The following is a 17,757-nucleotide window of genomic DNA, read 5'->3' on the forward strand; positions in this document are numbered from 1 at the left end:
TAGCGTCGGAATTGCCGCTCCGACATGCCAAGCAACTCCCCTGCCTCCATCATCGAAAGATCGCCGCCATTCCAGCGGCTCAATACGTCCCGAAACTTTTGCATTCTCCGGTCCTGTAGCCATGCCGTCCGCTTCATCCCCAGCCTCCATCCGCTGGCGATAAAACCGGACAACTCACGTGCTACCTAATCCGGACAACTCATGTGCTTACGACACGGGTGAGCCAAGAATTGACATGGCCGTTTAAATAGCTTACAAGACCTTTGTCGATATTTGTTGACTGACTTTTGTTATCCGCGCTTTGCAGCGCGCCTTTGACGAACTTCCCACATCAAAAATCGAGACAAACGACGTTGTGCATCCGCATGACGGCGAACGAGTATTTGCCATGGAAAGGGTTCGTCATGAGCACCGGCACAGTTAAATGGTTCAACGCCACCAAAGGTTTTGGTTTTATTCAGCCTGACGACGGCTCTGCCGACGTTTTCGTCCACATCTCGGCCGTAGAGCGCGCCGGCATGCGTGACATCGTCGAGGGCCAGAAGCTCGGCTACGAGATGGTCCGCGACAACAAGTCCGGCAAGATGTCGGCCGACCAGTTGAAGGCGGCCTGAAAAAGGATTCAGCCTTCCCGGTGACCACGGATGTACTGGCACTGGTGAATGGCGAATTCGGGCGCATGGCGGCGGAAACCTGAGTTTTCGCACGCTGCGTGCCGGAGCGTCCTGTGCATCCACTGGATGCGCGACGCTCTCATGGAAGGTCAGGCGGTGCCTGGCCTTTTTCACTTTGTGGGTCTCGCCGCCGAAAATGCGCTGCGCGTCGGCCTGAACGTGCTAAGGGACGCTCCAGCAAGTTGAATCCGCCGCCCCAATGCTTTTGTGCGTGGGTCCTGACTGAAGACCGGTCTTGCCCTATCGGCACGAGACTCCTGACAGGAGAAAGATTTTGACCGCCAATTCGAAAACAGCTGCTGATCAGGCAGTGCCCTTGTTCAGCAAGACGCAAACCCAGTCGATGTCGCTCAACCGCATCATTTCCGAACGCGATGCCCTTACCCAGGCGCGTGAAGCCAAGACCGCGCGTTTGCGCGAACTGCGCCTGGAAAAAGAGGCAGATGAAATGGCTGCGGCGGCCGCACAGGCGGCGTTGCCGAAACGGGCCGGAAGACGCTGATGGCGACGAAGCGTGTGCCGGCGACACCAATCGCCGCTGATGCGACCATCGCCGATATGGTCGAAACATTGGACAAGCCAGTCGAATATGTCCGGCGTGTGCTGGAAAAACTCGAACGCTGCAAGCGCGTCCATGGCGATGCACAGGTGCGCGTCGGCGTGCGGGGCCGCGCCGAGTGCCCGAACTATTTGATCGAATATGTCCGCCAAGACGCCAAGACCCGCGAGCCGGTGACCCATCAGGACGCCGCCTACAGCGGCAGCACGCATCGCGAACTGGCGCCGCATCACATCGCGGAGGCGAGGAACTGGTCGCCTGAGGAAATGAACATAACGGCGGTTTCGGCCCTGATCGGCCGTTTGCGCAGTCCGCGCGCACCATCGCGCTTCGCCGACGAGGACTGAGATGGCCATAAAATTCTCCGCCAAGGACCAACCGCCGGCGCCCGCCGCCGCTGCAAAGCCAGTCAAGCCGGCTGCCGCGCCGAAGGCCGATGCAGCTGCCGAGGCCGCGACCGATCTATTCAAGTCGCCGGCCGAGGCGCCGTCGCGCAAGGCAGGCAAGAAGAAATAGCGCCTTGCCGCAAGACGCCGACCGCAATCCTGCTGCGCAGGGGCTGTTCAACCCGGTGGCCGCAGCCAGCCTTTCATCGTCGCAACGAGGCACCGTCCCGGCATTTGATTGCCAGAGCTGCGGCGCCTGTTGCTCCTACTCGGCCGAGTGGCCGCGCTTTTCCACCGAGGACGACGCGCACCTCGACCGTATCCCGGACAAGTATGTCGCGACCGATCTGTCGGGTATGCGTTGCGAGGGCCCGCGCTGTTCGGCCCTCTGTGGCGAAGTGGGCAAGGCAACCGCTTGCGGCATCTACGAGCTGCGCCCGGATGTCTGCCGCGCCTGCATGCCCGGCGACGAGGATTGCCTGATGGCGCGTCGGGCGCACGGGCTGCCTGTCCTCTGATCTGACGGCGCCGCGGCTTGTGCGCGGGGATTTCGCTGCTACGCTGCCCGCCGGGCAGCACAGCGGAGGACCAAATCGTGAGCATCGAATTCTTGTTGACGTCGCTGATCGTGGTGGCTTCGCCCGGCACCGGCGTCCTCTACACGCTGAGCGCCGGGCTTTCCCGCGGCGCCCGCGCCTCAATCGTCGCCGCTTTCGGCTGCACGCTCGGCATCATCCCGCATATGGCTGCCGCCATCACCGGCCTCGCCGCGCTCCTGCACACCAGCGCGGTCGCCTTCGAGACGCTGAAATATCTGGGCGTCGCCTACCTCCTTTACATGGCCTGGAACACGCTGAAGGAGAGGGGTGGTCTGAACGTCGAGGACAATGTCGCGCCGCGCTCCACCGGCAAGGTGATTGCGAGAGGCATCCTCGTCAATGTGCTCAACCCGAAGCTGTCGATCTTCTTCTTTGCCTTCCTGCCGCAGTTCGTCAGCACGACCGAGCCGCACGCGCTGTCGAAGATGCTGGAACTGAGCAGCGTCTTCATGCTTTTGACCTTCGTCATCTTCGTCGGCTATGGCATCTTCGCCGCCTCGATCCGCAGCCATGTCGCGTCGCGGCCGAGGGTGCTGACCTGGATGCGCCGCACGTTCGCCGGCGCTTTCGTCATGCTCGGCGCCAAGCTTGCGCTGGCGGACAGGTAGAATTCGTTCGCCTCGCCTTGGCACGAAATCGATGCCGAACAATGAGAAGGCGAGCCTTGGCCCGCCTTCTTTTGTTCTTCAACTCCGGACTAGCCGGCAATCATTTGTTCGCGCCGCCGAGCGCCTTCAATTTTTCGCAGAACGGGGCATACGGCTTGCTCATCGCCGCATCCTGACATTCCTTCATCATCATGGCTTGGTCGTCCTTGGACATTTTTGCCCAGGCGGCTTTCATCTCGGCGTCGGATTTCATCGTCTTCATGCTCGCATCGGTGAAGAACGGTTCCATCATCTTGGGCGAGTCGAGCGCTCCGGCAAGTGCCGTGCCGCTGAGAACGGTCAACGCGAGTGCTCCAAAGCAGGCGGTTCTGATGTTCATGACATTAGTCCTCCCTATGGTCTTTCTCGATCGTCGAATGGCGGTCGGACTCTATTCCTAGCACAAACCGATGTGTATTAGGAGTAACTCATATGGTGAAGCCGGCCTATCCCTTGACGTAGCCCATCGCCTCGACGATCCGCCCGCCCTCGACGCGCATCAGATTGACGCCGCGCAGCGAATTGCCGTCCGCCATCCAGTAGCGCCAGCGGATCGTCGCCCGCTCGCCGGCGACGAAGGTCTCCTCGATGTCGAAGCGCGTGCCGGGCTGGGTCGCGATCGCCGTCCATAGCCCGACGCAGGCCGCCTTGCCGGCATGGCGCGCACCGTCCGGTGCCGGCACGGTGTTTTCAATCACGCAGTCCTCGCCCACCAACTCGGCAAGCGCCGACGGATCGTGCAACTGGAACACATCGTTGAAGCGCCGCATGATCTCGGCTGTCCGCCGCGACTCTGGATGACCGTCCATGATGCTGCTCATCTCGTACTTCTCCTGATTCATTGTTGCGCGGCGGTACCCACGAGGGTCGCCTTGAGGTTGATCTGGGCCACGCCGGCCAGCGCGCGCGAAACGAGACAGCTCGCCTTGGCGGACTGGGCAAGGCGCTCGAACTGGTCTTCGGCGAGCCCCGCGACGTCCACCGCCGTTTCAAGGTCGATGCGGGTGATGGTCGGCCCGGCCTCCGTCGCTCCGAGGTGCACCCTGGCGATGGTGCGGATGTCCCGGGGAATATGACCTCCCTGGCCAAGGATGAAGGTCAGCGCCATCGAGAAGCAGCCGGCATGCGCGGCCGCAATCAGTTCTTCCGGGTTGGTGCCGGGGCCGTTCTCGAAACGCGACGGAAAGGAATAGGCGCCTTCGAACACACCACTGCCGAGCCGCAGCCGGCCTGAACCTTCCCTCAGCGTGCCTTGCCACTCGGCCGAAGCTTCACGAATTGTCATTGCTGTTCTCCCTTCTGGTTCGATCGATATGAAAGATCAGGCTCCGTCGATGACGACCTTCCCGAACACGTCGCCTTGCTGGAAATAGCGGTAGGCGTCGCGGGCCTCGGCGAAGGGGAAGACCTTGTCGATGACCGGTCTCAACCGGTGCGCCGAGACGGCGTTGAGCATCGTTTCGAGGTTTGCGCGGCTGCCGACGAACAGACGGCCGATTGTGACGAGGCTGCGCTGATAGACGGCGCCCGGGATCTGCACCGTTGCGCCCTTCGCATCCTGAATGGTGAGCAGCACGATGCGCCCGTAAAGCGCGCTGGCGATCAGCGACTGCGCGAAGGTCGGCGGGCCGCCGGTTTCGACGGTAAGGTCGATACCGCCGGTCTCGCCACGCACCATCGCCCCCCATTCCGGCATGTCGGTCGAGGAGACGACGAGGTCGGCCCCCATCGCCCGCAGCTTGCCGACCTTCTCGGCGCGAGAGGTGACGGCGACGACGCGGCAGCCGAGCAGCTTGGCGAACTGCAACGCGAACAGCGAGACGCCGCCCGAGCCTATGACTAGAACCCATTGGCCGGGCTTGGGAATCTCCGCCCCGGTCAGTGCGTTCCAGGCTGTCAGGCCGGCGCAGCTCAGCGTTGCCGCCTCGCGCCAGTCGAGATGCTCGGGAACTCGCACCGCCCATTGCTCGTCAAGCACGGCGTACTCGCCGAGCATGCCATCCAGCGTGCAGCCGAGCTGGTCGATCAGTCCGGCATTGATGCGGCCATCGATCCAGCGGGCGAAATAGCTGCCGGTGACACGGTCGCCGACGGCAAAGCGTGTGACATCATCGCCGATGGCGACGACCTCGCCGGCGCCGTCGCTGAGCGGAACGATCCCGCGGCGCGGTGTCAGGGGGTAGGTGCCATTGAGGATCATCGTATCGCGTCGGTTGAGCGAGGTGGCGCGCACCCGCACCACGATCTCCTGGGGACTTGGCTCCGGTCGCACCTCTTCCCGCATCACCAGACATTCGGTTCCGCCCAAACCCTCAAGACGATAGCTGCGCATTTCGGCTCTCGATTATATAGACTGATCTACATATTATGTAGACCAGTTGTCATATTTCTGGCAAGGCTTATAAGGATCTCTCCTGACAGAGGTTGACATGGCCAACGATACGAGAGCCCGCATACTCGAAACGACCGGATTGCTGCTCAGGCGGCGCGGCTATCACGGCACTTCGCTCAATGACATACTGAGCGCCAGCGGCGCCCCGCGCGGCTCGCTCTATTTCCACTTTCCCGGTGGCAAGGATCAGCTGGTCGTCGAAGTGACGCGCGCCAGCGTGGCCGAGGTGACTGAGAGGCTTGGCGCCGAGCTGGCGGCGGAAAGCGATCCGGCGGTTGCCGTTCACCACATTTACCAGTCGGTCGCTCGCATGCTGGAGGACAACGAATTCTCGCTCGGCTGCCCGATCGCGCCGGTCGTGCTCGATGCGCCGAACGACGTGCCGGACTTGGAGGAAATCTGCCGCTCCGCTTTCGAGCAGTGGATCGGCCTGCTGCGCCAGGCGTTTGTCAGGGCAGGGGTGGTCGAGCGCCGCGCACGGGCGCTGGCGCTGTTGGTCGAGTCCTCGCTGGAAGGCCTGATGGTGATTGCCCGCGCCACCCGCGATCGCTCATCGATCAACGTCGTGGCCGATGAGGTGGCTACCCTGATCGAGCAGGCAGTCCTCGCCGGCAAGGCGACGCGGCAAGCGGAGAGCACTGCTGTCTGACGCTGGTTCCAACCGACTACGCTGAAGCAAGGCCTGAATGTGCAAAGAAAAGGGCGGCATCGCTGCCGCCCTTTCCACATGCATAAAGCAGATGGCTGGATTAGAAGTCCATGCCGCCCATACCGCCCATGCCGCCGCCGCCCATGCCGCCAGGCATGCCGCCGCCAGCCGACTCCTTCTTCGGAGCCTCCGCGATCATGGCTTCGGTGGTGACCAGCAGGCCGGCGACCGAGGCCGCGTCCTGGAGAGCCGTACGCACGACCTTGACCGGATCGACGATACCCATGGCGATCATGTCGCCATATTCGCCGGTCTGGGCGTTGTAGCCGAAGGTCGCGCCCTTGTTCTCAAGGATCTTGCCAGCAACGATCGATGCTTCCGCACCGGCGTTGGCAGCGATCTGACGGGCCGGAGCCTGCAGCGCGCGGCGCACGATGTTGATGCCGGCGGCCTGGTCGGAGTTGACGCCGGTGGCCTTGAGGTTGCCCGAAGCGCGCAGCAGGGCCACGCCACCGCCGGCAACGATGCCTTCTTCCACGGCCGCGCGGGTCGCGTTGAGGGCGTCATCGACGCGGTCCTTCTTTTCCTTCACTTCCACTTCGGTCGCACCGCCGACGCGGATCACGGCAACACCGCCGGCGAGCTTGGCCAGGCGTTCCTGCAGCTTCTCCTTGTCGTAGTCCGAGGTGGTCTCCTCGATCTGCTGCTTGATCTGGGCAACGCGGCCCTGGATCTCGGCCTTCTTGCCGGCGCCGTCGACGATGGTGGTGTTCTCCTTCGAGATCGACACCTTCTTGGCGCGGCCGAGCATGTTGAGGCCGACATTCTCGAGCTTGATGCCGAGGTCTTCGGAGATGACCTGGCCACCGGTGAGGATGGCGATGTCTTCCAGCATGGCCTTGCGGCGGTCACCGAAGCCCGGAGCCTTGACGGCGGCGATCTTCAGGCCACCGCGCAGCTTGTTGACGACCAGCGTGGCCAGGGCCTCGCCTTCGACGTCTTCCGAGATGATGAGCAGCGGCTTGGAGGTCTGCACGACCGCTTCCAGGACCGGCAGCATGGCCTGCAGGTTGGAGAGCTTCTTCTCGTGGAGCAGGATGTAGGCGTCCTCGAGATCGGCAACCATCTTATCGGGGTTGGTGACGAAGTAGGGCGAGAGATAGCCGCGGTCGAACTGCATGCCTTCGACGACTTCCAGCTCGGTCTCGGCGGTCTTGGCTTCCTCGACGGTGATGACGCCTTCGTTGCCGACCTTCTGCATCGCTTCCGCGATCATCTTGCCGACCGACTCGTCGCCATTGGCCGAGATGGTGCCGACCTGGGCGACTTCCTCGGAGGTCTTGATCTTCTTGGCGGCCTTGCCGAGAGCTGCGACCACTTCGGTCACGGCCAGGTCGATGCCGCGCTTCAGGTCCATCGGGTTCATGCCGGCGGCAACCGCCTTGTGGCCTTCCTGGACGATCGACTGCGCCAGAACGGTCGCGGTCGTGGTGCCGTCGCCGGCGATGTCGTTGGTCTTCGAAGCGACTTCGCGGACCATCTGCGCGCCCATGTTCTCGAACTTGTCCTCAAGTTCGATTTCCTTGGCGACGGTGACGCCGTCCTTGGTGATGCGCGGTGCGCCGAACGACTTGTCGATGACGACGTTGCGGCCCTTGGGGCCGAGCGTGACCTTCACCGCGTCGGCGAGGATGTTGACGCCGCGCAGCATGCGCTCACGGGCGTCGCGGGAGAATTTTACGTCTTTGGCAGCCATGTTCAACTCCTGGCAGGGGCTCGGATCGAGCCCGAAGATTTAAGATTCAGTTGATGGGAAGGCCGATATTCAGCCGATGATGCCCATAATGTCGGATTCCTTCATGATCAGAAGGTCTTCGCCATTGAGCTTGACTTCGGTGCCCGACCACTTGCCGAACAGGATGCGGTCGCCAGCCTTGACGTCCAGGGGCACGAGCTTGCCAGCTTCGTCGCGGGCGCCGGAGCCGACGGCGATGATCTCGCCTTCCTGCGGCTTTTCCTTCGCCGTGTCGGGGATGATGATCCCGCCGGCGGTCTTGGATTCGGATTCGACCCGGCGTACGACCACGCGGTCATGAAGCGGGCGGAACTTCGACTTTGCCATGTTTTCTTCCTCGATGAGAACGGTGAGAAACAGTTCCTCCGTCCGGCGAAGCCGGACAATCTACAAAGCCCGGCGGTACCGGACCTGTGGTTAGCACTCACCCAGGGCGAGTGCTAACGTGGCGGTGAAATAGGCTGCTGGCTGGCGAGAGTCAAGGCGCGCGCGAGCGGGCAGCGGCGCGAAATTTTGTTTTCCGCGAAAGCCCGCTCGCAGAACGTGCCAGTTGCCGCTGGCCTTTCATGCGAAATGCGCCGGTTCCTCCCGCAATCGACGGCGAAACAAGGCGCGGAGGGGTGCTCCGCCGCTACCGGTCAGAGATCCTGCCGCCCGACACTTCGATACGCAAGAGGTGTTGATGTCACGGGAGAGAGGGGCGCGAAAGCCGCCGCCGAAAACTATAGAAACAGTCTCAGCTGCGTGTGGATGATGGACCTGTAGTCGTCGATCGTGCGCCGGCCTTCCTTCTCGTCCTGCGTCAGCGCTAGCCGCACGACGCCGCCGGCAAGCTGGAAGATCAGGAACACCACGCGCGCGAAGTCTTCGCGCCGGTCGGGCCGCAGCATCGGAGCGACGTGGTCGCAGAACATCTTGGCCTGGTGCCTTGTCTCAGCAATGTCGAGGTTCTGCAGCGCCTTGTCAGCCTGTATCGCGTTCTGCAGATCCTGGATGGCCGGGTCGTCGGCCACGCGCCGGTAATAGTCCTCGATCATGCGGTCCGCGGCAGCCGTCACGTCCTCAAGCCCACTTATTTCGGCGATGATCTCGCCGAAGCGTGCGCGGCTTTCCTCCGAGAAGCGCTCATAGAGCATCGCCAGGATCGCCGATTTGTTGGGGAAATAATGGTAGACGGTGGCGATCGGTCCGCCCGCCAGTGCGCCCACTTCCTTCATCGTCACCGCGTCGATGCCTTTTTCGCCGATCAGCCGCATGGTCGTCGAAAGGATCGCGTCGATGCGTTCGCGGCTCCGCTCCTGCTTGGGCCTGCGCCTCGGCGCCGTCGCCATCCGGCTTGCTTCTGCCATGCGCCCAATCTCTCGCGAGAGCTTCAAAATTCCCGGTTGACAAGAAACATGATCAAGTATCAGTTTCGTAGTGCTGACAAGTTGTCAGCTTTTTTATCGCACTGCAAGGACGTTGGGAGGCGCCTCGTGACTGCGACGCAAGCCGTACAAGCGGAAAATGGCGATTGGCTGGTCGGCAACCCGACCGGCGTCGAGCTCGGCTCCGCATTATGGATCGGCTCGGTCGGGCTGCTGATCCTCGGGCTTCAGCCCGTGCTGCTTGGCGCGCTCTACACCGAGGGCCATGTCAGCGGCGATGAACTGGCGCTGGTCGCCACGGCGGAGATGATCGCAATCGCCATCGGTTCAGCCGTGGTGGCGATGCTGCTTTCCGCGCGCAACATGCGCTGGAAAAGCGCCGTCCTTTTGATCCTGCTGGCCCTGGCGAATGTATGGACCGCCCATGCCGCAAGCGCCAATGCGCTGATCGCCGCCCGCGCCATCGCCGGGCTGGCTGAGGGCGGCCTGGTCGCGATCGCCACTGAACTGATCGCCCGTTCGCGCCGGGCGGAGCGCATCGGCGGCTATTTCGTGACGCTGCAGACCCTGGCGCAATGTGCGCTCGCTCTGCTTTTGGCACTCTATGTCATTCCCGAGGCGGGGTCGTCCGGCGGCTTCATCGTGCTTGCCGTCGTCTGCGTCGTCTCGCTGGCGGCCGCTTTCACCGTACCCGGTGACTACGCCGACCTGCCGAAAGGGGAGAACCTGGCCAATGTGCTGACGGTTCCGTCGATCACCGCGCTATTGTCGGTCTTCTGCTACTTCATGTTCTTCGGCGCGATCTGGGCCTTCCTGGAACCGCTCGGTGCGCAATATGGGATTGATAGCTGGACCGTCGGTCTGATCGTCTCGGCCAGCCTGGCGACGCAGGTCCTGGGCGCGATGACGGCGACCGTGTTCGAGGCGCGCATCGATTACCGCATTGCCATTACGGCCATCGGTGCCGTCGCGCTGGTCTCCTCCCTTGTTCTTGCCAGCGCACCTGGCCTGACGACATTCTGGATCGCCGCCTTGGTCATGGGCTTCATCCTGTTGTTCATCGTACCCTATCAGATCCGGCTGGCGATCACGGCCGACGAGACGCGTACCGCCGTGCTGCTGGTGCCGGCCGCACAGCTCTTCGGCTTGGCGATCGGGCCGGTGGCGGCGTCGCTGCTCATCAATGGCAAGGATTTCCGGCCCGTGCCGGAATTCGCCGCGGCAAGCGCGTTTGCCAGCGTGGCCCTGCTTGGCCTGTTCGTGGCCACTATGCGCCGTCGGCGCGTCTGACGGGACGGCTGGATGTCGACGATCACCGCGCGGAACTGGAGCAACTGGTCGGGCTTCGTGCGCGCCGAGCCGAAGCTGATCGCCACTCCAACCGACGCCGGCGAGCTTGCCGATCTGGTGCGCACGGCACCTGGGCCGCTGCGGGTGGCGGGTGCTGGCCACTCCTTCACGGCGCTGGTGGCATCGCAAGGCTCGATCGTTTCCCTGGAGAAGATCGAGGGGCTGGTCTCGCACGATATACAAAGCCATCGCGCGCGGGTGCGGGCAGGGACCCGGCTCGGCCCGCTAATGCACATGCTGCACGGCATCGGCCAGGGCCTGCCAAATATGGGCGACATCGACCGCCAGGCGATCGGCGGCGCGCTGGGCACCGCCACCCATGGTTCCGGGCTGACGCTGGGCGCTTATCACACCCAGTTGGAGACGGTGCAGATCGTGGACGGGCGGGGCGAGTTGCGCGAATTCGATCGGACCCGCGACCAGGATATGATCCATGCGATGGGGGTCGCTCTCGGCGCCTTCGGCATCTTGAGCGAAGTCACGCTGAACAACATCGCGACCTACCGGCTGCGCCGCCGCAAGTGGGTGCTGCCGATCGCCGACATGCTGCGCGATTTCGAGACGATGATGGCCGCGCACCGGTCGGCCGAATTCTACTACATCCCGTTTTCCGGCTACGCGCAGTTCATCGCCAGCGACCTCAGCGACGCGAACCCGACCACCAGGCCTACCGAGCACGACGAGGCCGGCCTGGCGACGCTACGCAAGCTGAGCAGGGCGCTGCGCCGGCTGCCATGGCTGCGCCGCTCTTTGATCCGCGGCGCCGTGAAGAAGGTGCCGGCCGAGGATTATGTGCAGGACTGGCTCAACGTCTATGCCAGCGACCGCCAGACCAAGTTCAACGAGATGGAGTATCATCTGCCTTTCGAGGAGGGGCCGAAGGTGATCACGCAGATCATCGAGCTGACCGAGAAGCACTTTCCGGAAGTCTATTTTCCGATGGAGGTGCGCTCGGTGGCACCCGACATGTTCTGGCTTTCGCCCTTCTACAAGCGTCTGACCTGCTCGATCGCCATTCACCACGATGCCGCCAACGACCCTGAGCCCTTCATGCGGGCGGCCGAGCCGATCTTTCGCAGGCATGGCGGCCGGCCGCATTGGGGCAAGATGCACAGCCTGAAGGCGGCGGATTTCAAAAAGCTCTATCCGCGCTGGGATGATGCGATGGCTGTTCGGCGAGACATCGATCCCGAGAACCGTTTCGTCTCGCCCTACATGGCCGGCCTGTTCGGCATCGGTCGATGAGCGGCTATTTCACCACGCTGTCGGATGCGTTGAGGGCGGCCGGCGTCTTTCAGCCTTGTCTGGTGCTCGACCGCGACCGGCTGGACCGCAACATCGACCTGGTGAAGCAGAGACTGGCGCCCGGCCTTGCCATGCGGCTGGTCGACAAGTCGCTTGCTTGCCTGCCGCTGCTTTCGCACATCGCCGAGGCGCTCGGCACCCATCGCTTCATGACGTTTCATCCGCCGATCACAAGGGCCGTGCTCGACGCTTTTCCCGATGCCGACATGCTCTATGGCAAGCCGATGCCGGTCGGCGCGGCAAGGCAAGCGATTTCAAGCGGCACCGCCGACTGGTCGCGCGTCTGCTGGCTGATCGACAGCGAAGAGAGACTGGCGGAATACGGCGCTCTGGCCGCCGAACTCGACGTCGGGTTGCGCATCGCTTTCGAGATCGATGTCGGGCTGCATCGGGGCGGGTTCGCGGAACCGCGCGCGCTGTCGAAGGCATTGAACGCGCTGCCCGCCCGGCTGCGCTGCGAAGGCGTCATGGCCTACGAGGCGCACGCGCCGCACATTCCCGGTCTGTTCGGCGGTCCCCAAAAGGCGCTGGCAGAGGCGTCGCAGCGGGCCGCGGCATTCATCGCGGCTCTCGGCGAGGACCAGCACCGAACGCTGAACATCGGCGGCTCGAAGACCGCGTTGCTTCATCGTGGCGGCATGGCCAACGAAGTGTCGATCGGGTCGGCCTTCGTGCTGCCCGGGGATTTCGATACGCCCGGCCTCGACGGCTTCCAGCCCGCGGCCTTCATCGCCACGCCTATCCTCAAGGTGGTCGAGCCGATGCTGCCCGGCCCGCCGGCGGTCACCCGCCTGCTGCAGACGATCGGCCGGTTTCCGCGCAAGGGCTGCTATCTCTATGGCGGCAAATGGATGGCCGAACCGGTGTTTCCCGAAGGCATGGAGACCAATGGCCTGCTTGGCCTTTCCTCGAACCAGCAGTTCATGGGCCTGCCCGGCGATGCCACCACCAGGTCAGGCGACTACGCCTTCCTGCGTCCGACGCAAAGCGAGGCGGTGCTGCAGCAGTTCGGATCGATCGCGGTCTTTTCGGGCGACAGGCTCGTGGACCGCTGGCCCGCGCTGCCAATGGGGTAGGGCATGGTGCCTCGTTATGATGAGGCCAAACCAGACGCTTCGATGTAACAGACCGACCGTCAACCCAAAGCCACGATGCGCTGGCGGCCAGCAGCCGCATGCTTGGAACAGTCAGCGAGCCTATCCGCCTCCAGACGGGGTCATCGTTGACCGGCCTTCTCGGCGAGATATCGAGTAGCCAACGCGATTGAATTGGGGATCGGTGTCGATCCTCTATAGTTGGCAATTTGGCGCCTGGAGATTTCCAACTGGAGCGCCATCCCCTCAAGCGAGAATTTCAGCAGATCGTCCATGATATGGCGGAATTCCCGGTTCTCCATACCAATTGAGGGCAGGGTATCGATCCATTCGGCTGTCAACTCGACTCCCCCGTCCCACTCGATTGCATTGCCGTCTTCGTTAACCCGCATGGTTCCAAACAGCTCGTCATTGTCGCGAAGCGGAATGAAGTGTCGATGGCTATTCAATACTGGATTCAGGTCAACCGTATTGGAGCGGCCGTCTCGCCAGGTGATGCGCACGCGGCGGCCATCAATCATGGTGACCGAGGCGATCCTGGGGAGCGGATTGCCGACTGTTACGATGTCGTCAACCATTGAGGCGGGTCCATTCATTGCGCAACTCCTCTTCATGCGAGTTAGCCCAAGCGATTACGGCATCGAGGTCTTTGCGATGCATTTGGCCACGCAACACGTTCCATGAGCCAATCCTGATCAGGACTTCATACTCACCCTTCAACGCGTGAAAGTGAGGCGGGTTATGGTCATCCGCAAAGACCTGAATCTTGATGCCGTCGAGAACCTTCAAAGTGGGCATGTGGCTGTTCCATCGCGCCAAATTTAATGCAGAGGGTGCACTAAATCAAGCGAAAGTGCACTGGGTGCACCCAAAGCGTCGCATTTCATCAGTTTGATCGATATTGCGCGTGACGTAAATCGACGACCCCGGCCCTGCGTTCTCGTCCGCGCGGCCGCCGTTGTAGCTACCGGATTGAGCTCGGACGGTCGCGCCGAACGGCCGGCCTTGGGTAGCGTTTCAGCGGTAGCGCGCCTGGTTCCAGCGGTGGCCAAGCAGCGACAGGATGATGATCAGCCCGTTGAAGAACTGCACATAGAAGCCGCTGAGGCCGGCAGCGACGACGCCGGTCTGGATGAACGCCACCGTCAGCGCGCCGATAGCGCCGCCAAGCACGGTACCGATGCCGCCCCAGGTCGGCGTGCCGCCGACGAACACCGAAGCCAGCACCGGCAACAGATAGCCGTCGCCGGCGGTTGGCCACCAGGTGAAGTTGATCATCGTCGAGAAGGTGCCGCCGATCGCGGCCCCGATACCGACGAAGACGAACACCTTGACCTTCACCCGCTTGACGTCGATGCCCATCTGCTGGGCGCTGTCGGGATTGTCGCCGACCACCTTCACCTGCGCGCCGAAGCGGTGGCGGTTGTAGAGCAGCGCGGCGAACACGACGAAGGCGAGCGCCCACAGGATCTGTACCGGAATCCCGTAAACCTGGCTGGAGAAGATCGTATAGGTCCAGCTTTGCCCGAGCGTCGGCAGCGCGGTCGACTTGCCTTCGTTGATGATCTGGATCAGCCCGCGCAGCAGGAAGTTCATGCCGAGCGTGGCGATCAGCGACGACAGGCTGCCATAGACGACCAGCACGCCGACCAGGAAGCCGAGCAGCATGCCGGTGGCGAGTGCTGCGACGATGCCGAGGAAGGGATCGTAGCCGGCCTGAACGACCAGCGCGAAAACCCAGGAGGCAAAACCCATCGTCGCCGGAAACGACAGGTCGATTTCGCCGGCGGTAACGACAAAGACCAGCGGCACGACCACGAACAGCGCCACCGGCAGCGTGGTCAGCACCGAGCTGTAGAGGAACCAGGTGGTGAACACCGTCGGATTGGCGATGGTGAAGGCGACCATCATCACCACGAAAACGCCGAGCGTGCCCAGCGCCGCGCGATTGTCGAGAACGAAGCCGCGCAGCAAATGATCCGACGGGTGCTTCCACGCCGCTTCGCCCATTTCGGTATGGGGCGAGGGAGCCTGGCGATTGGGCTCGGCGATGTTGCTCATGGCCTTGTGTCCTCCGCGCGCTGGGCTTCGCCCAAGCCGGGCAGTCCGCCGGGATGCGCGAGGTCTTCCATGAAATTGACGAGCGTGTCGGCCGACTTGATGTCGCGCTTGTCGGCCTGCAGCGCCACAGTGCCACGATCGAGCACGACGAAACGGTCGGCGATGTCGAAGACATGGTGGATGTTGTGGCCGATGAACAGGATCGAGCGCCCGCTCGCCCGCACCTGGCGCACGAAGTGGAAGACCTTGGCGGTTTCGGTCAGCGACAGAGCCGTTGTCGGCTCGTCGAGGATGATCAGGTCGGCCTGCTTGTAGATGGCGCGCGCGATCGCCACGCCCTGGCGCTCGCCGCCGGAAAGCTGGCCGACGACGGACTGCGGCGTGAACACTTTCGAAGTGAAGCCGATCTCGCGCATAAGCCGGCTCGCCTCCCTGATTTCGGTGCCGACTTTCAGCCAGCCGAGGAAGCCGGTGAGTTCGCGTCCCATGAAGATATTGCGCACGATGGTCTGCTGCACGGCCAGCGCCCGGTCCTGGAACACGGTCTCGATGCCGGCGTCGCGCGAGCGCGCCGCGTTCCAGCCGGTGACCGGCTTGCCGCGAACGAGGATCTCGCCGTTGGTCGGCTTGACCGCGCCGGCGAGGATCTTGATCAGCGTCGACTTGCCGGCGCCATTGTCGCCGATCAGTCCGACCACCTCGCCGCGGTCGACGCTGAGATTGACCCCGCCAAGCGCGTAAACCTGGCCGTAGGATTTCGTGATGTCGCGCAGTTCGATGATGCGTTCGGCCATCGGGTCCTCGCTTGCTTGTCGCATGCCGGGCCTCGCCGGCGGTCCCGCCGGCCGGGCCTGAGCCCCCGGCCGGCGGCTTGGGAGGTCAGCGCAGTGCCTGCTTGGCCAGTTCGGCGACGATCTTGTAATTCTCAGGCGTGACGAAGCCGGCGCCGGTATCGACATTCATCGGTGCCAGCCCCAGCACCACTTGCTGGCAGAGGCTGAGGATCGGCAGATAGCCCTGCATGAACGGCTGCTGATCGGCGGTCAGCTGCACCCAGCCGCCCTTGAAGGCCTCGACGATCTGCGGGCTGGTGTCGAAGCCGAAATTGAAGATGTCGCCCGGCTTCCGGCCCGCCGCCGTCATATAGGTCTGGACGTTGCCGAGCATCTGTCCGCCGGGGTAGCCGACGGCCTTTACGCCGGGGTTGTTGAGCAAGGCGGCGGTGATCACCGGGATCGCCAGATTCGGATCGGCCGCCCATTCGGTTGCGGAATTGATTTGAACGACATCGATGCCGGCCTCTTTCAAGGCGGAGACGGTCCCACGCTCGCGGGCGCCGCGGCTCTCATTCTCGAACGGGCCGATCATGATCGCCTTGTCACCGGCCTTGAGCTTGGCCAGCTTGAAGGCTTCCGCGCCGAGCGCGCGGCCCTGCTGTTCCTGCTGCGCGCCGACATAGCCCCCGCCGAAGGCCGCCACCACCGTCGGCACCGGCACGTTCTGGTACATCATCTTGATGCCGTCCTTATGCGCCTGTTCGGCCAGCGGCATGATGGCGGCGTCGCCGGGGTGGCCCATCATGGCAATACCGTTGGGCTTGACGGCGACCGCCTCGCGCAGCTGCTGGACCATCTTCTCGATGTCCCAGCCTGAGAAGATGTAGTCGACCTTCGGTCCGAGGTCGGCCGCCGCCTGCCTGGCGCCATTGTAGACAATGGTGCCGAAGGCGTCGCCCTCGGCGCCGCCGACGAAGAAACGGATGTGGACGTCCTTGCACCATTGCGCGTCGAGCGCCTGTGCCGGCAAGGTGGAGATGGCGGCGGCGAGCGCCGTGGCGGCCGCCACGACAGTCGTGCGCAGAAGTGTCGTTCTCTTGGCGATGCTCATGCACGTTCCTCCCTTTTGTCCTCGCGAGCGAGGGTTTCGACATCTGCTTCGGCAATCGCGGCCGGCTCCTCCCGCCGGCCAATCCTCACGTCGGGTTCGGCAGGTAGCTGACGCCTCCCCTGCATTGCTGGAGGTATTCCAGCGCGCGGACCTGGCCTGTCATCTCGAGGTCGTCGCGATAGACCGGGTCGTGCCAGCCTTCGATGTCGATGGCGCCGCGATAGCCGGCCAGCCGCAATTCGCTGATCACCCGCGTCCAGTCGCTGTCGCCGAAGCCGGGCGTGCGCATCTGCACGAAGGGCAGGCGGCCGAAGACGCCGTGCTCGCGTATGACATCCCAGCGCACCGTCGCGTCCTTGCCGTGGATATGGAAGATGCGCGGCGCCCATTTGCGGATCTGCGGGATCGGGTCGATCAGATAGACCAACTGATGGCAGGGCTCCCATTCCAGACCCAGATTCTCATCCGGCAATTCGTTGAACATCAGCTCCCAGGCGTCCGGATTATGGGCGATGTTCCAGTCGCCGGCGGCCCAGTTGCCATCCATGGCGCAATTCTCGAAGGCGATGCGCACGCCCTTGTCGGCCGCGCGTTTGGCCAATTCGCCCCAGACTTCGCGGTAGCGCGGCAGGCTGTCGGTCAGCTGCTTGCCGCGGATGCGGCCGGTAAAACCGCTGACCAGATTGGTGCCGAACAGATGCGCGCTGTCGATCACCGTTTCCCAGGCCTTGAGCACGCCGCGGTCGGTGTCGCCGCTCTCGAGTGGATTGCCGAACACGCCGATCGAGCTGACGCTGACATCGGCATCGCCGATGGCGTCGCGGATCTCGCCGGCGAGCCGCCCTAGGTCCTTGCCGCCCAGCGTCTGCCAGAAGAAGGGCTGGACGCTCTCGAAACCGAGCGGCAGGATCTGCCTGACATAGGCGGCCGGATCTTCGAGATTGGCCCGCACCATGGTGCCGATCCTGATGTCGAGAAGCGGGTCCGCCATG

At 63.3% G+C, this 17,757-nt stretch carries 23 protein-coding genes; 10 read left to right on the top strand and 13 right to left on the bottom strand.

Annotated features, from left to right (window positions below; genetic code table 11):
• Positions 1 to 404: 404 nt before the first annotated feature.
• The 6 genes from FJ426_RS17545 to FJ426_RS17565 all read left to right on the top strand — a co-directional run bounded on the left by FJ426_RS17545 (position 405) and on the right by FJ426_RS17565 (position 2,826).
• Positions 405 to 614, top strand: coding sequence for a cold-shock protein (locus tag FJ426_RS17545; RefSeq protein ID WP_010915421.1), 210 nt, complete (start codon positions 405 to 407; stop codon positions 612 to 614).
• A gap of 334 nt (positions 615 to 948) precedes the next feature.
• Complete coding sequence (locus FJ426_RS17550) at positions 949 to 1,176, top strand: hypothetical protein (protein ID WP_140515521.1); 228 nt, start codon at positions 949 to 951, stop codon at positions 1,174 to 1,176.
• Positions 1,176 to 1,580, top strand: coding sequence for a hypothetical protein (locus FJ426_RS17555; RefSeq protein WP_140494290.1), 405 nt, complete (start codon positions 1,176 to 1,178; stop codon positions 1,578 to 1,580). Before FJ426_RS17550 ends, FJ426_RS17555 begins: the two co-directional genes overlap by 1 nt.
• Before the next feature lies 1 nt (position 1,581).
• Positions 1,582 to 1,749, top strand: a complete 168-nt coding sequence (locus FJ426_RS31405; RefSeq protein WP_181167560.1) for a hypothetical protein — start codon at positions 1,582 to 1,584, stop codon at positions 1,747 to 1,749.
• A gap of 4 nt (positions 1,750 to 1,753) precedes the next feature.
• The gene (locus tag FJ426_RS17560; RefSeq protein WP_140521623.1) at positions 1,754 to 2,137 is read left to right on the top strand and encodes a YkgJ family cysteine cluster protein; all 384 of its coding nucleotides are present in this window, start codon (positions 1,754 to 1,756) and stop codon (positions 2,135 to 2,137) included.
• Positions 2,138 to 2,214: 77 nt separating this feature from the next.
• Positions 2,215 to 2,826, top strand: coding sequence for a LysE family translocator (locus FJ426_RS17565; RefSeq protein ID WP_140494286.1), 612 nt, complete (start codon positions 2,215 to 2,217; stop codon positions 2,824 to 2,826).
• Between the two features lie 100 nt (positions 2,827 to 2,926).
• Here FJ426_RS17565 and FJ426_RS17570 read toward each other — a convergent pair whose 3' ends face one another.
• The 4 genes from FJ426_RS17570 to FJ426_RS17585 form a co-directional block, all read right to left on the bottom strand.
• Positions 2,927 to 3,205 carry a hypothetical protein gene (locus tag FJ426_RS17570; RefSeq protein ID WP_140494284.1) on the bottom strand — a complete coding sequence of 93 codons (279 nt, stop codon included), beginning with the start codon at positions 3,203 to 3,205 and terminating at the stop codon, positions 2,927 to 2,929.
• 106 nt (positions 3,206 to 3,311) lie between these two features.
• Positions 3,312 to 3,686 carry a nuclear transport factor 2 family protein gene (locus tag FJ426_RS17575; protein ID WP_140494282.1) on the bottom strand — a complete coding sequence of 125 codons (375 nt, stop codon included), beginning with the start codon at positions 3,684 to 3,686 and terminating at the stop codon, positions 3,312 to 3,314.
• 17 nt (positions 3,687 to 3,703) lie between these two features.
• Positions 3,704 to 4,150, bottom strand: a complete 447-nt coding sequence (locus tag FJ426_RS17580; protein WP_140560507.1) for an OsmC family protein — start codon at positions 4,148 to 4,150, stop codon at positions 3,704 to 3,706.
• A gap of 36 nt (positions 4,151 to 4,186) precedes the next feature.
• Complete coding sequence (locus tag FJ426_RS17585) at positions 4,187 to 5,197, bottom strand: NAD(P)-dependent alcohol dehydrogenase (RefSeq protein ID WP_140494278.1); 1,011 nt, start codon at positions 5,195 to 5,197, stop codon at positions 4,187 to 4,189.
• 97 nt (positions 5,198 to 5,294) lie between these two features.
• On the opposite strand from FJ426_RS17585, the gene FJ426_RS17590 reads away from it, so the two are divergent.
• Positions 5,295 to 5,906 carry a TetR/AcrR family transcriptional regulator gene (locus FJ426_RS17590; protein WP_140494276.1) on the top strand — a complete coding sequence of 204 codons (612 nt, stop codon included), beginning with the start codon at positions 5,295 to 5,297 and terminating at the stop codon, positions 5,904 to 5,906.
• A gap of 100 nt (positions 5,907 to 6,006) precedes the next feature.
• On the opposite strand, the gene groL is transcribed toward FJ426_RS17590, so the two are convergent.
• From groL to FJ426_RS17605, 3 genes are all read right to left on the bottom strand, one after another.
• On the bottom strand, positions 6,007 to 7,662 hold the full coding sequence (groL, locus tag FJ426_RS17595; RefSeq protein WP_140494274.1) for a chaperonin GroEL: 1,656 nt from the start codon (positions 7,660 to 7,662) through the stop codon (positions 6,007 to 6,009).
• Positions 7,663 to 7,731: 69 nt separating this feature from the next.
• Positions 7,732 to 8,028 carry a co-chaperone GroES gene (gene groES, locus FJ426_RS17600; RefSeq protein WP_006203049.1) on the bottom strand — a complete coding sequence of 99 codons (297 nt, stop codon included), beginning with the start codon at positions 8,026 to 8,028 and terminating at the stop codon, positions 7,732 to 7,734.
• Positions 8,029 to 8,423: 395 nt separating this feature from the next.
• On the bottom strand, positions 8,424 to 9,050 hold the full coding sequence (locus FJ426_RS17605; RefSeq protein ID WP_224519165.1) for a TetR/AcrR family transcriptional regulator: 627 nt from the start codon (positions 9,048 to 9,050) through the stop codon (positions 8,424 to 8,426).
• Positions 9,051 to 9,176: 126 nt separating this feature from the next.
• Here FJ426_RS17605 and FJ426_RS17610 point away from each other — a divergent pair, with 126 nt between their 5' ends.
• From FJ426_RS17610 to FJ426_RS17620, 3 genes are read left to right on the top strand one after another with little or no spacing between them, the layout of a single operon-like run.
• Positions 9,177 to 10,358 carry an MFS transporter gene (locus FJ426_RS17610; RefSeq protein WP_140557121.1) on the top strand — a complete coding sequence of 394 codons (1,182 nt, stop codon included), beginning with the start codon at positions 9,177 to 9,179 and terminating at the stop codon, positions 10,356 to 10,358.
• Positions 10,359 to 10,370: 12 nt separating this feature from the next.
• A complete protein-coding gene (locus FJ426_RS17615; RefSeq protein WP_140560508.1) occupies positions 10,371 to 11,663 on the top strand; it encodes a D-arabinono-1,4-lactone oxidase in 1,293 nt (430 codons plus the stop codon).
• Complete coding sequence (locus tag FJ426_RS17620) at positions 11,660 to 12,799, top strand: DSD1 family PLP-dependent enzyme (RefSeq protein WP_140560509.1); 1,140 nt, start codon at positions 11,660 to 11,662, stop codon at positions 12,797 to 12,799. Before FJ426_RS17615 ends, FJ426_RS17620 begins: the two co-directional genes overlap by 4 nt.
• Before the next feature lie 140 nt (positions 12,800 to 12,939).
• Here FJ426_RS17620 and FJ426_RS17625 read toward each other — a convergent pair whose 3' ends face one another.
• From FJ426_RS17625 to FJ426_RS17650, 6 genes are all read right to left on the bottom strand, one after another.
• Positions 12,940 to 13,395 carry a DUF2442 domain-containing protein gene (locus FJ426_RS17625; RefSeq protein ID WP_181167562.1) on the bottom strand — a complete coding sequence of 152 codons (456 nt, stop codon included), beginning with the start codon at positions 13,393 to 13,395 and terminating at the stop codon, positions 12,940 to 12,942.
• The gene (locus FJ426_RS17630; protein ID WP_140515532.1) at positions 13,388 to 13,615 is read right to left on the bottom strand and encodes a DUF4160 domain-containing protein; all 228 of its coding nucleotides are present in this window, start codon (positions 13,613 to 13,615) and stop codon (positions 13,388 to 13,390) included. Before FJ426_RS17630 ends, FJ426_RS17625 begins: the two co-directional genes overlap by 8 nt.
• Positions 13,616 to 13,834: 219 nt before the next feature.
• The gene (locus tag FJ426_RS17635) at positions 13,835 to 14,878 is read right to left on the bottom strand and encodes an ABC transporter permease (RefSeq protein ID WP_140557115.1); all 1,044 of its coding nucleotides are present in this window, start codon (positions 14,876 to 14,878) and stop codon (positions 13,835 to 13,837) included.
• A complete protein-coding gene (locus FJ426_RS17640) occupies positions 14,875 to 15,672 on the bottom strand; it encodes an ATP-binding cassette domain-containing protein (RefSeq protein WP_140560600.1) in 798 nt (265 codons plus the stop codon). Before FJ426_RS17640 ends, FJ426_RS17635 begins: the two co-directional genes overlap by 4 nt.
• A gap of 85 nt (positions 15,673 to 15,757) precedes the next feature.
• Positions 15,758 to 16,765: a substrate-binding domain-containing protein gene (locus FJ426_RS17645; RefSeq protein WP_140560510.1), complete on the bottom strand. Its 1,008-nt coding sequence runs from the start codon at positions 16,763 to 16,765 to the stop codon at positions 15,758 to 15,760.
• An 85-nt stretch (positions 16,766 to 16,850) separates the two neighbouring features.
• On the bottom strand, positions 16,851 to 17,756 hold the full coding sequence (locus tag FJ426_RS17650; RefSeq protein WP_210242335.1) for a sugar phosphate isomerase/epimerase: 906 nt from the start codon (positions 17,754 to 17,756) through the stop codon (positions 16,851 to 16,853).
• Position 17,757 lies beyond the last annotated feature (1 nt).

Origin of the sequence: Mesorhizobium sp. B2-6-4, assembly GCF_006441495.1 — a bacterium.
In the GTDB taxonomy this organism is placed as follows: Bacteria; Pseudomonadota; Alphaproteobacteria; order Rhizobiales; family Rhizobiaceae; genus Mesorhizobium.